Annotated in this window: 15 protein-coding genes and 2 pseudogenes; 4 read left to right on the top strand and 13 right to left on the bottom strand. The window is 50.9% G+C overall.

What is annotated here, in order from left to right; translation table 11 throughout:
- Positions 1–68: 68 nt before the first annotated feature.
- Positions 69–550 (bottom strand): annotated as a pseudogene (locus M0974_RS03080) (transposase); the annotation flags it as partial.
- Between the two features lie 749 nt (positions 551–1299).
- On the opposite strand from M0974_RS03080, the gene M0974_RS03075 reads away from it, so the two are divergent.
- Positions 1300–2064, top strand: coding sequence for a hypothetical protein (locus M0974_RS03075; protein WP_297832621.1), 765 nt, complete (start codon positions 1300–1302; stop codon positions 2062–2064).
- Positions 2065–2234: 170 nt separating this feature from the next.
- Here M0974_RS03075 and M0974_RS03070 read toward each other — a convergent pair whose 3' ends face one another.
- From M0974_RS03070 to M0974_RS03045, 6 genes and pseudogenes are all read right to left on the bottom strand, one after another.
- Positions 2235–5408 carry an error-prone DNA polymerase gene (locus M0974_RS03070; protein WP_297832617.1) on the bottom strand — a complete coding sequence of 1058 codons (3174 nt, stop codon included), beginning with the start codon at positions 5406–5408 and terminating at the stop codon, positions 2235–2237.
- 3 nt (positions 5409–5411) lie between these two features.
- Entirely contained in the window at positions 5412–6881 is a 1470-nt protein-coding gene (locus M0974_RS03065; RefSeq protein ID WP_297832614.1) for a DNA polymerase Y family protein, read from the bottom strand.
- The gene (gene imuA, locus M0974_RS03060) at positions 6814–7557 is read right to left on the bottom strand and encodes a translesion DNA synthesis-associated protein ImuA (RefSeq protein WP_297832612.1); all 744 of its coding nucleotides are present in this window, start codon (positions 7555–7557) and stop codon (positions 6814–6816) included. The genes M0974_RS03065 and imuA overlap by 68 nt, the downstream gene beginning before the upstream one ends.
- A 117-nt stretch (positions 7558–7674) precedes the next feature.
- Positions 7675–7930 (bottom strand): annotated as a pseudogene (locus M0974_RS03055) (PIN domain nuclease); the annotation flags it as partial.
- 21 nt (positions 7931–7951) lie between these two features.
- Positions 7952–8656 carry a hypothetical protein gene (locus tag M0974_RS03050; RefSeq protein WP_297832609.1) on the bottom strand — a complete coding sequence of 235 codons (705 nt, stop codon included), beginning with the start codon at positions 8654–8656 and terminating at the stop codon, positions 7952–7954.
- A gap of 379 nt (positions 8657–9035) precedes the next feature.
- A complete protein-coding gene (locus M0974_RS03045) occupies positions 9036–9284 on the bottom strand; it encodes a helix-turn-helix transcriptional regulator (RefSeq protein ID WP_297832606.1) in 249 nt (82 codons plus the stop codon).
- Between the two features lie 147 nt (positions 9285–9431).
- On the opposite strand from M0974_RS03045, the gene M0974_RS03040 reads away from it, so the two are divergent.
- The 3 genes from M0974_RS03040 to M0974_RS03030 all read left to right on the top strand — a co-directional run bounded on the left by M0974_RS03040 (position 9432) and on the right by M0974_RS03030 (position 11265).
- Positions 9432–9881, top strand: a complete 450-nt coding sequence (locus M0974_RS03040; RefSeq protein WP_297832603.1) for a hypothetical protein — start codon at positions 9432–9434, stop codon at positions 9879–9881.
- Positions 9882–10045: 164 nt separating this feature from the next.
- Positions 10046–10795, top strand: a complete 750-nt coding sequence (locus tag M0974_RS03035; protein WP_297832599.1) for a hypothetical protein — start codon at positions 10046–10048, stop codon at positions 10793–10795.
- Between the two features lie 269 nt (positions 10796–11064).
- Positions 11065–11265, top strand: a complete 201-nt coding sequence (locus tag M0974_RS03030; RefSeq protein ID WP_297832596.1) for a hypothetical protein — start codon at positions 11065–11067, stop codon at positions 11263–11265.
- A gap of 223 nt (positions 11266–11488) precedes the next feature.
- Here the strand turns inward: M0974_RS03030 and M0974_RS03025 are convergent, their stop codons facing one another.
- The 6 genes from M0974_RS03025 to M0974_RS03000 all read right to left on the bottom strand — a co-directional run.
- The gene (locus M0974_RS03025; protein ID WP_297832594.1) at positions 11489–11935 is read right to left on the bottom strand and encodes a hypothetical protein; all 447 of its coding nucleotides are present in this window, start codon (positions 11933–11935) and stop codon (positions 11489–11491) included.
- 81 nt (positions 11936–12016) lie between these two features.
- Complete coding sequence (locus M0974_RS03020) at positions 12017–12511, bottom strand: hypothetical protein (protein ID WP_297832591.1); 495 nt, start codon at positions 12509–12511, stop codon at positions 12017–12019.
- A gap of 54 nt (positions 12512–12565) precedes the next feature.
- Positions 12566–12835, bottom strand: coding sequence for a hypothetical protein (locus M0974_RS03015; RefSeq protein ID WP_297832589.1), 270 nt, complete (start codon positions 12833–12835; stop codon positions 12566–12568).
- A gap of 69 nt (positions 12836–12904) precedes the next feature.
- The gene (locus M0974_RS03010) at positions 12905–13417 is read right to left on the bottom strand and encodes an ATP-binding protein (protein WP_297832584.1); all 513 of its coding nucleotides are present in this window, start codon (positions 13415–13417) and stop codon (positions 12905–12907) included.
- 69 nt (positions 13418–13486) lie between these two features.
- Positions 13487–13930, bottom strand: coding sequence for an ankyrin repeat domain-containing protein (locus M0974_RS03005; RefSeq protein WP_297832581.1), 444 nt, complete (start codon positions 13928–13930; stop codon positions 13487–13489).
- A gap of 156 nt (positions 13931–14086) precedes the next feature.
- On the bottom strand, positions 14087–14648 hold a 562-nt coding region (locus M0974_RS03000; RefSeq protein WP_297832578.1), incomplete at its 5' end, for a hypothetical protein.

Here is a 14648-nt window from a genome sequence, read left to right as displayed (position 1 = left end):
GTCGGCAGCGCCGTGATTTCGGCGCGCACCGCATCATCCAGGAGCGCATCGCCGGGCTGGTGAAACGTCTGCGTGGTGCGGCCGTCGACCCAGTCCTCCGGTCGCGCCGCCATCAAACACACGTGCGGGCGCGCCACGCCCAGAGCCGAACAGACCGCCTTCACTGGTCGTCCTTGCCCAACAAGGGCGAGCGCGCAATCCACTTTTTTTCGCGAGCAAACTCGACCCCCTCCTTCAGGATCTCCGCTTCCATCGTCTTCTTGCCGAGCATGCGCTGCAACTGGGCGATCTGGGCACGGGCGGCAGCCAGTTCGCTTGCCGGTACCACCGATTCGCCGGCCGTCACGGCGGTAAGCGCACCTTCGCGTTCGAGCTTGCGCCAGTTGAACAACTGGCTGGCGCCGACGCCATGCTTGCGCGCCACCAGCGACACGCTCATGCCTGGCTCATACGTCTCGCGCACCAGCGCCGCCTTCTCCTCGGCAGACCAGCGCCGCCGGCGCTCCGCGTTCACCGTTACCAACTCGATCGTTTGCTTGTTCCTAGTCATATCCACAGTCCTATTCCTATCCGTACGAATAGCGCATAGGCTGTGTCCGGTGAATCAGGGGGCTATCTCAATGGGCTCGCATTAAAAATAGATTTTCATGAATACATAAGGGACTGCATAAATGATCATTTAATATGATGCCGGCGCTTGTGATTTGGTAATATTGAAATCAATGAAGAGGATACTGGGAGTGCAATGGACCAAGATGCGGAGCGAATGGAACGAAGGTCAAATCCATCTTTTGAATATTAGAAGTGATTTCCTATTTACTATAACTTTAAGTTATCCGAGATAGAGGCCAAGATCACCTTGAGCCAAAAGGAGTTCCATGTTCGGAGCCTTTGCCTCAATGGCCTTGGAGAGGCCGATAGCGTCCGCCAACAATTATGCGTTCCCCTAATCTCCACCGGCATCAATTAAGCGGGTGAGTACTTCCATTGGGAGCATTACTCCAAGCCATCTTCAATTGCTCGCTCGAGCAAGCGACTTAGCTTCATCACGTCGAAGGATTCACGTTCACCTCATTTACGTTACCTGGCCGACATCCCAACAAGCATCGCTGCACTGCGCTCGCCCTAGGCTATTTGCCGGCGTCAAAGAGCCTTAACGCAACAGCTTTTTCTGCACAAAGTAATTTAGAATCCTTGGGCGGAATTTCCAATCGGCAATATGTTAAAATTACTTACGAGGACAGCAAGCCAAGGCCAATCTCGAAAGATATTATTAATTTACTATTGAAAGGATTATACATGGCAGATGCGGATGGAAACAGCGACAAGCCGAAAGGCGATTTCAGCGGTCTCGCCCTAATAGAAAAAGCCTCAGAATTCCAATGGATGATACAAATCACCACCTTCGCGCTATTTCTGGATGCGGCTCTGTTGATAGTAAAAAACAAAAACCTAATTACTTTTCCATGGAATCAGATAGTATGGTCCAGCGAAATAGGCTCGATTGCAGTTGCGCTTATAATTTTCTCAGTATTGATGGCAGCAATAATTCCAATTGCCGAGGTTGCAGTAGTCGCATTGGTCCTCCAGATGCAACTATCGCTCACGCCTTATTTCCGAACGAAAAATAACTATCGAAGCTCAAACGGTATGGTCTCAACTTGGGATCTGAAACGATTGGCAGATGAAGAAAAATGCAACTATCTACTAGCCAAATGCAATGACGCAGATAATAACTCGAAAAAGCGCATTGAGGATTTTGCCCTTCTTAGTTCGAAGATTTTTAAGTTTCTATTTATGCTAACGTTTAACTTTTACATTACATCCGAAAAGAATCAGTCAACGATTCAACTGCTGACACAGATGCTAAAATATGATGACTATCTGCTCGCCATTGCTATTTGCTATTTGGCTTTAGGTTCGATCTGCATCAAGAGTTGGACGATAGATAAATATCCTTCTGTCCGAGTCTATTACCTCCCCCTTTACCAAAGCCAACAGAATGAAAAGGCGGAACGGGAGGCTAAGCAGAAACTCTATAACATCCCGCACAACCGCAACTAGGAGCAACGCTAAGGAATTGTGTCGGAGCTTAGATTTTGCATTGATACTGCGCCGCCCCGACACGCCAACAACGGCTCACGGCATGGGGGCCTCGCAAGAGTCACTTGTCATCAAATTTGATCAGGCCTTTGCGCGTACGACCGATGTCAGCTGACAAAAAAGCATAGCATTTAGTGGAAATCTCGACTTCTCGTATCGAGCTCGCCGAGTAAATGGCTCAGATCAACCAATCGCTTTGCGACCAAGTGACGGACATTACTCTCACACTGCCACACTCCATACACCCCCAATAGCTGAGCCCCCATGACCTCTCGGCGGAACTGTTCAACTATCGTCGGCCAGCAGATTACGTTCACTGTACCGGTCTCGTCTTCTAGTGTGATAAACACAACTCCCTTTGCCGTTCCTGGCCTTTGCCTCACGGTAACGATGCCGCACGCACGCGCCAGTTGCCCATCGGAGAAACCGTACAAAACGTCCGACGGGATAAACCGCATTTTGGACAGGCGCTCACGCAGGAACGACAGTGGGTGGCGGCCCAGTGTTAGGCCGACGTAGCGATAGTCGGCGGCGACATTCTCGGCCTCTGTCGGACTCTCCAGCTCAACCGTATCTTCGACAATTTCTGCTGGCCGTAACAGTCCCTTGTCCGGCACGCTGGCCTTCGCCTGCCACATGGCTTGGCGTCTGTTCCCCGACAACGACTCGAGGGCGTTCGCACTCGCTAATTCGGTCATGTGTCCAGCTTCAAGATTGGCACGGGTAGCCACGTCAGCTGCGCTTTTGAACGGTTTGACCGCCCGGGCTTCCTCGATGCGCCAAGCCGCGTCCTGCTCAAGCCCCTTGACGTTATTAAGGCCCAGCCGAACCGCTGCTTGCATCCCTGGCGACGTTGGCTCAAGCGACGCCTCCCAGTTACTGATGCGAACATCTACAGGCCGCACTTCGACGCCATGGCGCTGCGCATCTTGTACGAGCGCCGAGCGCGAATAAAATCCCATCGGCTGCGAGTTCAACAACGCTGCCAAAAACGCTGCTGGTTCATGACATTTGAGCCAGCTGGACGCGTACGCCAATAGGGCGAACGACGATGCGTGCGACTCCGGAAATCCATACGCGGCAAATCCTCGGATTTGTCCAATGATAGAGTTCGCGAACTCAGTCGTATAGCCGCGGTGCATCATACCCAACAGCAGGTCGGCCTCAAATTGTTCAAGGTTTCCTTTACGCTGCCACGCCGCCATTGCTCGCCGTAACGCATCCGCCTTGCCTGCCGAGAACCCGGCCGCGACCATCGCGATACTCATTACTTGCTCTTGAAAAATAGGGACGCCCATCGTTCTTTCGAGAACCCCTTGAATTTCAGGACTTGGATACGTCACCGGTTCGAGTCCTTGGCGCCGTCTAATATATGACTGTAGCATTCCGCCCTGTATGGGACCCGGCCGGATGATTGCCACCTCAATAACAAGGTCGAAAAATGTACGGGGCTTTATTCTTGGCAGTGTCGCCATTTGGGCTCGGCTCTCGATTTGAAAGACGCCCGTCGTGTCGGCTTCGCAAATCATTTGATACGTCGCGGGGTCTTCGGGAGGAATGTCGCCCATTTCGAATCGCGAGCCGCGCTGCTCCGAAACGAGCTCAAGTGTCCGTCGGATACAGCTGAGCATCCCAAGGGCCAGGAGGTCGATTTTCAGTAGACCGACGGCATCGATATCGTTTTTATCCCACTGCACAATCGAACGGTCTTCCATTGCTGCGTTCTCGATAGGAACGAGTCGCGACAGCTTTGTATGGGAAATCACAAAGCCGCCCGGGTGCTGCGAGAGATGGCGCGGCGCGTTCAACAAGGCGTCGGCAAGGTATGACCATTTCTCCGTGATTGAAGATTCACCTTCAAAACCGCACTCGAGCAGGCGTTTTTGAAGGTCGGTGCTGCCGCTCCAACTACTTGCTGCTTTCGCCACCGAGTCGACCACACCAAGGTCGATGCCGAGCGCTTTACCAACGTCTCTCAGCACTGATCTTGGACGATACGAAGTGACAACCGCTGTCAGCGCGGCACGCATCCTTCCGTATTTCTGATACACGTATTGGAGCACTTCCTCACGGCGTTGATGCTCAAAATCAATGTCAATGTCCGGCGGCTCATCGCGTTCTTTTGACATGAATCGCTCAAACAAAAGCGTCCCTCTCGATGGGTCGACCTCTGTCACACCCAGGCAATAGCACACAGCTGAGTTCGCGGCCGAGCCCCGACCTTGGCATAGAATCTGTTGAGACCTGGCGAATCTGACGATATCGAAAACAGTGAGGAAATAAGGCTCGTATCGAAGGTCTGCAATGATCCCCAATTCATGCTCTAGCTGGGCCTGCACATTTGCTGGAATACCCTGAGGAAAGCGCCAGTGCGCCCCGATGTAGCTTTCCTTGCGGAGGTAGGATGTCGGTGTTTCACCCTCAGGGACGAGTTCGTGTGGGTACTCATAACGAAGCTCGTCGAGAGAGAAATTGCACAGTTGCGCCAAGCGGACGGTCTCGTCGAGGGTTTCGCGAGGATATAGATTTCCGAGCCTCAGGCGCGAGCGCAGATGTTGCTCGGCATTGGGCGGAAGCCGATAGCCACACTGAGCGACCGGTATCCCGTGGCGGATTGCAGTGACCGTATCGTGCAAAGGTTTATACGAGCGTATATGCATCATCACATCGCCAGTGGCAACAACGGGCATGCTGAACTCATCGGAGATGCTGTGAACCAGCAGCCTATGTTTTATGTCTCTGTTCCGATGATGCAGTGTCAGCGCAATACGCGCCCGGCCAGGCGCACACTGAACGAGCCAGGCTGCTTGCCGCTCAACTTCCTCGTAATTGGCACAGTATTTTGGCAGGAGCACGAATTGGCAATCCGGTAGCCCCCGGAGGTGTACCAGGTCCCCGACAGGCGCTGCAATATCCCGTGGGCGAATCTGGTACGTGCCTTTCTCCGCACGCATGCGGCCAACCGTAATGAGCTCGCTCAGATTGCCATATCCGTTACGATTGGTTGCCAGGATGAGGAGACTAAACGGCGGGCTTCCGTCTTCTGGTGTGATTTCCATCTGGCTGCCGATGACCAGATGAAGTCCTAGCTCTTTTGCAGCGAGGTGGGCGCGCACCACGCCCGCAAATGAGCACTCATCTGTCACGGCGATGGCCTTGTATCCCAGTTGGTAGGCTCGGACGACAAGCAGTTCAGGCGCGGACGCGCCCTTTAAAAATGAAAAGTGGCTGGAGCATTGGAGCTCAGCATAATCTGGCAAGTCCGAAGTAGTTGCCTTTGCTGTTTTGGGCGGAATGGTATGCATAGGTCACGCGAACATCCCATGCAGATACCATGGCGCATCGGGAACGCGCTCTCGATAAATCCAGTAGCAGCTAGTATCCGAGGCCTGTGCGACGTAATAATCGCGGGCGGCAGTTTGGTCGTTCCACCAGCCGGCCTCGAGGCGCTCTGGCCCATCGATGATTTTCAGGGGACTGATATAAAACGGCCTCTCATCCCGGAGTAACAGTTTGATTGGCTTTGGGAGTAGCCAAAAGGGACGCCCCTCCAGTACCTCGGTAGTGGCCGATTTAGTCGCCCGCATGGAAATACTCCACCATGCGTTGCATACTTCTGGCCTGTAGTCATCCACGTGAGCAGGAACCAATACATTCTCGGCGCCAATCCTAGCGGTGACTAATTCCAGTGCACGTGCATAGTCCTGAGGTGAGCCCCCCGGTTCTGGAAAAAGGGATTCGTTCGGCGGTAGCATTGGCTCGATTTTTACCGCTTCCAATCGCAGGGCAATGACCGGCCGCTCTAGTTCCACTTTCGCCAGGCGTTCTTTAAGCAACCGAATAAGATGAACCTCATGCCAGACGGGCTCAGCCAATGCGATTTCGAGCTCCGTCGGTGGTACTGCAAAATATCCTCGTTCGTGTTCCATAAACAATGTGAACGTGCGCACGGATTGCTGCAGCGAGGTGAGCCAGCCGACAAGCTGAAGAATTAATCGCGTTGCTCCATGCAGTAGGGCATCAGCATTTTCAACGCGGTCGAAGGTTTCGACACGTGCCGAGAAATGAAGAGGTGGTTGAATCCACTCGAACATCTCTGGAAGCTCGCCATAGGCGCGGTCTAGGGCGGCGAGTAAGTCTTTGCTAGTGCGGCGTAGAAGGCCAGCACGTGGGAGCTTGCGCAGTGCACCAATACGTTTCGCGCCAACATCATTGAGCCAATCGTGAAATGGGGCTGCGGCTGGTACTAGCCCGCATGGCAGAACGCTTAACCTCCGGTGCATCGTTGCCATCGACAGAACGCGACGGCGAAAGGGTAGGCCTTTAATGCGATAGCTACGGGCAAGCAGCCATGCTCCCTCAGCAGTGGGTGCAACTCCGATTTGGGCAGTGAAACCCAGGGTCTCAACGGTATGCAGCACGAGTAGGCTCAGTGCGTGAGCTCCTCTGAACAGAGTCAGACTTGCTCCCACGTCTAGTACCAACGAGAAATCGGCTTGGACAGCAACTTCTGGCGTGAATTGCATCATCGCTGTAGCGATGGCGCCCAGAGCCAGGCCTTCCTTTGCGGCTTCACGTTCCAGAATTCCCGTATCGGGAGCTATCGCCGCTACGCCGCCATTGCGCATCCCAAGCCGAACACCTGCACGCGCCGCTTCGGGCGAGATTGTGACGACCACCCCTTGCTCAATGACGACGTACGGACCTGGGCTAGACCAACGCGGGCGCAGTGATTCCAGCGACAGCAGCGGCAGGTATATGGTGAGTAGCAGTTTCATTTTGGTCTTTGTCCAGCTGACGACCAACCGGCATGTCCACTAAAGGAACGAAAATTGGGGACTCGCAATGGGGCCCCCGCCTTTTAATAATGTCAACAGAAATACCTCCAAGTGAAGGACGCAATGCAACACGAAGCGGCGAAGGTGATGCATCCGCCGCAGTAACAAGCGGACGTAGAAGCCACAACCATGTATCAGTGCTCTGCGCTGCAAGATTCAAACGGCGTAGCGCCTCTGGCCGCACATTGGATTGCCACAGAACGACTGCGCCAAAACTGCCATTTTTCAGGAACTGTTCAGCACACCACAGCGCATCGGCTGAGCTTTGAGGCCGAAGCCAAAGCAGATTACGGTCGTTCATTTGCCATGCTTGGCAAGTCATCAGATGTGGCAGATAAGGCGGTTGAATAAACGCTATACGCTGGTGCGCTGATAAGGAGACCAAAACAGGTTTTAAGAGTTGCATTTCTCCAATACCGTTTTGCTGGACTAAGAGTTCGACCAGCGTCGACCGTGGCCATCCCTGGTTTGGCAGTTCTGCATCAAGTGCAGGATGGCCGGTCGGACAGGTCGTTGATCGAGAGACCGCGAGCTCGCTAGCCCTCCATACATCGCGCATGGCAAGCTGGCCTGCCTGTTCTGCGGCAGCGGTAATTGCGAGAGGAGGGGCGAGCATGTCTGTATCCGGGGTAACAAAAGTACTGTACGAATAAACAGTATAGACGGCGATGCGGATTGACCGCAAGACTGTTTTTTAATGTCAAAGGTGGAACGATGGACCTAAACCATTTGCTACCAGATAGTCCGCGTCGCCGGCGATCGACAGGCCCAGCAGGAATGTGTCGTTGGGATCGTCGGCCTCCCCATCAGACGTAAGGCGATCCAGCACGATTGCGCGCTGAAGATTATTGACCATCGCGCCGACTTGGTGTGTTGCAGCACCGCCTTGGGATAGCGGCTGGCGCGACATATCTCGTCCAGCTTCACCAAAAAATGATCATCTCGAATCTGGCTCGGCAAATGGCGTCAGGCGCATCGTGTGATGAGATATCAGGCCAACGCTCTCTCGTCTAGCGCGTTGACTCTTCGCTAACGGGTACTAGGTCGCTTGTGAAGAAGTAGCCGATAGGGTGCACTGCCGCATTGTCCGCAAAGTTCAGCGTTGCTTGAATCATCAAGCCGGATTGGCCGATGACTGTCATTGAAAAATTGGTTTGTCCACCATCCCAAATACTACAAGTGCCATGGTTCACGAGCGTCGATTGCCCGGTCTTGGCCAGCGTTATTTCGTTTGCGGCGTTCTTTTGAGCCGTCGCGTCCAAATACTGTTGGCACCGCATGATGTAGTGGTACTTCGGATTTAGCTGAAACTGCTTGCCTTCGCGCATACCGATTACGTCATTATCTGATTTCAGATTAGCCTTTACGGAAGGCTGAATGTTGTGCAATTTAACGTATTCGGCACGAAATTTCGGGTCAGTATCAAGTTTGACGGCCATTTCCTTGGTGACCGTCCTATCCAGCCTGTTATAGCCCCACTTTGTAAAATCGTAACTCACCAGTTGCTCACCATGCTTATTGAAATAGTACCCGTACATGGCACATTTTTCTGTGATTGGGCCGCCAGCCATCTGTCCTTCACGACATAACTGCTCAACAGACGCAAGCGGTCGTCCATATGCATCGAAGCTTTGACCTGCGTTGGGGTCATATGATTGAGCCAGCGCATTCCCTAAAAAAAAGAAGCTTAAAAGCAAGATTGTTTTTATCTTCATTTCCGTCCAGTTCAATGTTTGCGTGTTTAGGTGTTTATATACCATTGTTGGGATAAGTTTAAGGCAGTCCAACAAACGAGGGATTTCTGAACCGATGCTGGCGTAAGGGATCTTTGGCCACGATGCCCCGCTCTCGGAGTCTACAAACGCAGTCCGCAAACTTTATTCGGGAAACGGCGGCTCTCAATGAGTCCTTGGCACTTGGTCAGTTAGAGCTAACGCTGGTTCGCGCCGATGGAATGTAGGTCCGCCCCGATCAATGCAGGTTCTTTCGCGGCAAATGCTGATTTGAAGGGTGACAGACGCAGTTATTCGCAGTCGAAAAAGCCACTGAATGCAGGTCGGCGAGTTTTCAAACGCAGGTCGCTATAGCTAGGCTCTACTGTTGTGGCTCCAGGAGCCGGAATGTTGCAACGCCAAGAGCTTTTGCAATTTTTTCCATGTTATCTATCGAGATATTTCTTGCTTGCCGTTCAACATGAGCAATGAAAGTCCGATGTAATCCGGTCTCAAATCCAAGCATCTCTTGCGACCAGTTTTTCTCGTTGCGAAGCCTCAGCACGTTCGCAGCCAAGACGGCTCGTGCGGACGGTAAGGCGTTGGCTAATGTGGAAGACGAGATAGGCATCGTCTTCAGTCTCACAAAATGATGCTTTTAAGTCAGCCGCTTTTAAGTCACAATTGCACTTTCCTTTCAGAAACCTTGGAGAGCGCATGCTTACCGCTGCGACACATCTCTAAGATAGAAAATTGTTATTTTGTAAATTGAGGGCTTATGTTGAAACGCTATTTGGTTGCTCACGACGACTCGATAACCGAGTGGGAGCCCGCCTATGTGAATGCAGGATCACCTGAAGAGGCGATAGGGCACTATATGCAACAAATTTATTCCAAGGATTTCGTCTTCCGAGAACACGTCCAGGATCTTCGTAGCTTTGAGTCGTTTTTAGGCAAATTAATTTATGCCACATGCGAGGACAAGGATCGCTTTATGGATGGGGATCGCACTCCAGCGCCCGAAACGGTTTGTAAAAAAATAAGAAAATTTTTTGCGGACGAACCGGAACTCGGCGAAAGGTTCCGAAAATATCTCGAGTGCGAAGACGCTAGCCTGATTGACGATGCGATCTATGAGTTCATCGCCATAAGGGATTCTGACGGCGTCGTCGCCATAGAAGAATCATCGATTCGCATTCTCGAGCAGCCCACGTCGATTCGAGGCTAAAACAGCGGTCTGGCACCAAGACGCGGGAGAGTGTGCCGCGCTTGGTCGATGCCGAAGAAAATGCCAGGCATCTAGTCGAAATGGCATCCATAGAGTTGAATAGTTGCTGATTAGGCATGTTATCTATCCCATGATTTGCCCATTCCCTAAATTGGAGAATATTGATGCGTTTTCCCGCCATTGGTCTACTGTGTCTGATGATCGTCGTCCCGGTCGCTCTGTCTGGGTGCGCGACCCCTTCGATACCCAGCGATCAATTACACAATTTTGCGCTGCTCGTTCCCGAAGATATTTATGGCAACGGCTCAGCCGTCACGGAGGTCGACAGCGGCCTCAAAAGGTCGCAGTTGCTCTGGACGGCCGAAGGACCAGGAATTTTGCCAGGCGTTAACACGCGGCGCGGGGTAAATGTACTACCAGGAAAGCACTCTATCCAGGTCTATACCTGCCACGCCAGTGATACTAGAAGTTGCGGACCCGACGTTTACGTTTTTGATGCGAAGCCTGGTCTAGCTTATGTACTTAGAGGGCCTGGGCACAATGTTGAAGTACTTGACCGCCTTCAGAAATCGTCAATGGGTTACCTGCACCCGATAGCCGATCGTGAATTTGTATCTGATCAGGAGTTTTCGAACCTTCAGCTTACAGCACAAACGAATGCGGCTAACGCAGCTTTTGCTATCACGGAGCAACGGCGCAGAGACCAGATATCGATCAGGAAGATGGGCGCCCAAGTGTGCCAAGAGTTCGGGCACGGAATGATATACGTCGGCTATGTCGAGCGGATTACCGATGACAAAGTACAAATTCGTATCGCGGACGCTCATATGAAGGGCGATCCGACTATTCGCCCTGGCGGATTTGTTCCATCGATTATTTGGGATTCACCAATGCAATGGGATCTTTGTAGATAAAATTTTCAGCCGCTTTCGACATTCATTTATGAGATCAAGGACATAATAGTTGTTAAATCGGCCATCCAACATTGGATTTTTAATACATTGTGGTGACCGACAACATGATGTCACTGACCTTGAAGCAACGTCGAGGAATGACCATATCGCCTCAAAAGTATCACCTGGCTTGCAGGACTAAGCAATTTTGACGGTTATTGTAAAATGCTCTGTTAGTTGCTTAGTCGAGCGCAACGAGCTATTGACATGCTTTTCTTCAGGGAGCTGTGATGAAAGCCGCGCAAATGGTAACAAATCGGTTTGGTTCGCCGCAGATTTTGACTGGCGAAACTAACATTCTTGGTGCGACTGCCGCGGAATGGCAGGAGCAGCTCACAGGCGGTTTTCGTATGACCTTCGACGAGTTAAAAGCTCGGGAGGAGGTCTATAGAAATGCTACTGTAAATTTCAGCGATGCCGCTGCCGGGTGAGCATTAGCATCAAACCCGCCACCATTTAGCATCAGACACCCACCACCGTTTAGCGTCGCAGACCCGCCAGTGATTCGCATGCCAAACCGCCACCTAAATGATGCGAGGCGTACTCCGACCGGCGACTTACGCCCCTAAGCCGCCGGTCGCAAATAAATTTTCAAGTACAGCCACTACCCCGAAAATTCCTTGAGCTGATTTAAATAACCTCGTTCCGGCTAATCTAATGAGGAGCACGCGAATATATTAACCAAGCAATGAACCCCGCGCCTATCATGAAAAAACCAGATGCCACGCTTATGGATAAAGTTATCAGCAATCTTAAAATTGCACTCATTAAGGTGGGGTTTTTTCGAACGCTTTTCCCGAATATTTCTGGGATTACTGCTGAAAAAAGGCTATAGGTTTGGATAAGAGTCAAAACCACATACCATCCTAGCCAAGCTGACCAAGTAATTGCTGCGAACTTTGTTACCCATGGGGATTTTCCTGGAAACCCCCACAAATATGGAATTGCAACCGCAAAAAGAACGATAATTGGATAGCATCGTAAATTATCCCCAATTTTTTTATGGGTAATACTTTCCCAGTTATTCCACACGTCAAATTCAAGATGCCGACGCAAGACTCGAATTATAGGATTGTCTTGCTGTTTGCTTTCACTTTCCATTTCGGCATTCCATGACGATTCTTGTTTAGATATTGCAATTGCGAAACCTGCTAAATTGCGAAGGGCGTCTCTTGGCCGTATTCAGACCTTTAATAGTACATCCTTCTTTAAAACTGCTTCAGAAAAAAGTCCTTCGGCACGAGCGAAAATTATTTCCTGAATGAGCCCCTCTAGTTCTGCGCAGACTTCTTTCAAATCATCAATTGTTGGACCCGGTTTCCAGGTATGGTCGGCCGCTTGGACGTGATGTTGGCCATCAAGTTCATACGCCCATAAACTATGCACCAAATCATTGCGTTTATCTGAAGAACGAGCGCACCGTTCTAGCAGTGCCTGCAACTGTATTAATACTTTTCCATCACCCAATTTAGATTTGGCAATTTTTTTAATTCGTTCACGTAGACTTCTAGAGCCTTCATATTTTGTGGCATCGAGAACTTCTTGATGGCTTGCACCCGTGAACGTGACAATCAGCATTTTTAGCATATAGTCTAAATGACCATGCATCAATGAAATTTTACCCACTTCCGCCAGGATAACAGGGTCACTTGGCGGCAACAGCATCATCATGCTCATTCATAATCTCCATTGCAGAAATGACTAGTTTTGGACGTTCAGCCAATATTGAATTCACGGTAATAACCCCAGGGAATTCCTATCAGCAGCGTGGAAGACGGCTTTAATGAATCCGTGAGGAATTTGGCATTCCATTTCAAGAGCAGCGCCATCTGGGGTCGTTTTTTGGAGCACCATATGAAAACACGGCTCATTGGGTTCTATCCTTTTCGCGTAAAGATAGCTCCCCATATCATTGCGTTTAAGCCATAGTGCAACGAGGCTTCCAAGCCCTTCGGCAGCAGCCTCGAATAGGACTACAGCGTAAACTTTTGAATTGCTCACGCCCACTCCTTTAAACTATTTCAGTGACAACTCAACGACAGCTCTTGGGCGAGAACGGTCTCATTGAATTCATTGCTGCTTGAAGTGCACACCGTTAGCCTCTTCAAGTTCAGCGCATGAGGGAGGCTCCCAGATGCTATCCATGAAGTCGAACATTTCGCGATTTACTTCCATAACGAAGGTTTTCCCACGCTGTTGGTTCCGTCTAATGACGCGTTGCCAACGTATATCGGGAGCCACATCAACCCAATGCAGTTGATAAGGTAGTGATGCTACCTTGACCAAATTGAAAAACTTCGCTCTGTGCTCCGCCTTTGTGAAACCAAGGTCAAGGACAGACGAGATTCCCACCCTAGCCAAATCGAGTACCATTCCGAAAATCATTTCCTCGCAACGACCAATTCTTTCTAGAGCCCATTCATATTGAATCGGTCGAGGACTGTCCATCCAGAACAATTTATCCATCCACTCATCAATAGAGAAACGTACTGCGCCGGTTCCTTCACACAGCTGACGAGAATAGCTAGTTTTTCCTGCCCCAGTTGAACCGGTGACAATATATATTTGTACAGTTTCTTTCATACGTAAAAAAAGTAGAAAAATTTAAGATTTTTTGCACTGCTGAACGTCTGTTAATGGCCGAAACCGTTCTCATTTGTCCCCAGGCAGGGGCACGTCAGCGAAAAATTGGGCCACCGGATAGTTGGCAATCGTGGCCGCCAGCGAAATGGATGATACGCCGCTCAAATTTTTCTGCATTGGGTCGGCACCGGCGGCTCGCAGCTCCCGAATAACTGCCCCGTCGCCCTTCGAAGAAAATACCGCACGCAGCAAAGGGGAGTTCCCGTGCGAGTCCACAAACGAGGCGTCTGCTCCCGCCTCAAGTAGCATTTTTACGCAGCCAGCTGAATTAGATTGTGCAGCAAAATGAAGTGGAGTCCACCCGTTATCATCTTTTGCATTCGGATTTTGTCCCTGACCGATGAGCGCAGCAACCTCTTTATCCATGGCATGAGATGCCGCATAGTGAAGTGGAGTCCGTCCATACTCATCTAATCCAGGACGAGCGGAACGCTTCGGTATTTTTCCTGCCATCGGTTGTCCTAAAAATTAATCTAAAAACGGAAATTTCTTGCCCTGTCGACCGGCTGGTTTTGGCCGAACGCGGCCGATAGCCTCAGAATAGCAGCTTGCTCATCTGCAAAACTCACGAATTGTCACCTCGGGATGGAGCCGAGCCGCAGCAGTCCTTCACAGTTGGCCTCTACGTAGCTCCCTGGCATAGTAGTCATCTCTAAGCGCCTCAATTGGCGCAAGAACTTCGAGGAGCTTTTGGGCATGTTGTCGAGCATCGTCCCAAGCCGAACAGCGCATGTTTTTAATTGATTCCGCTTTGATAGTCGTCCAACAGCGGGCATTCTCCGGAATCCTTTTCACACCTTGAATAAATGAGGAAACCTCATCCTTCTGATATTGCATCAAGATAGCAAGGGGGTCATCAACGAGCTGGGTGTGCTCGGACAAAAAGTAGAATAGCTCATATGCGACGTTAAAATCGCCTTGACTCAAGCAGCACTCCTCCGCATTCAGCGCAAGCGAACGAACATGCCCAATAAACCAATCGAAATTGAGATAAAACAATTCCTCTTTACTGATTTCTTCTCGTCCGGCATCAGTTGTCATCACCGTTTCTCCCTCGCGTGAAGAGACCGCTGCTGGCCGGTGGCTGTCAGTGCCCTTTATTCTCGACCCTTTGGGAAATGCTGGTTTGCTGAGACTTGCACCCAACTGTGTTTTGAATGTTCCCAAACCG

Source organism: Pseudomonas sp. (assembly GCF_026224925.1).
Lineage (GTDB): Bacteria > Pseudomonadota > Gammaproteobacteria > Pseudomonadales > Pseudomonadaceae > Aquipseudomonas.
The sequence above is the reverse complement of the archived record's forward strand: the minus strand, read 5'-3'. Positions and strand labels throughout refer to the sequence as shown.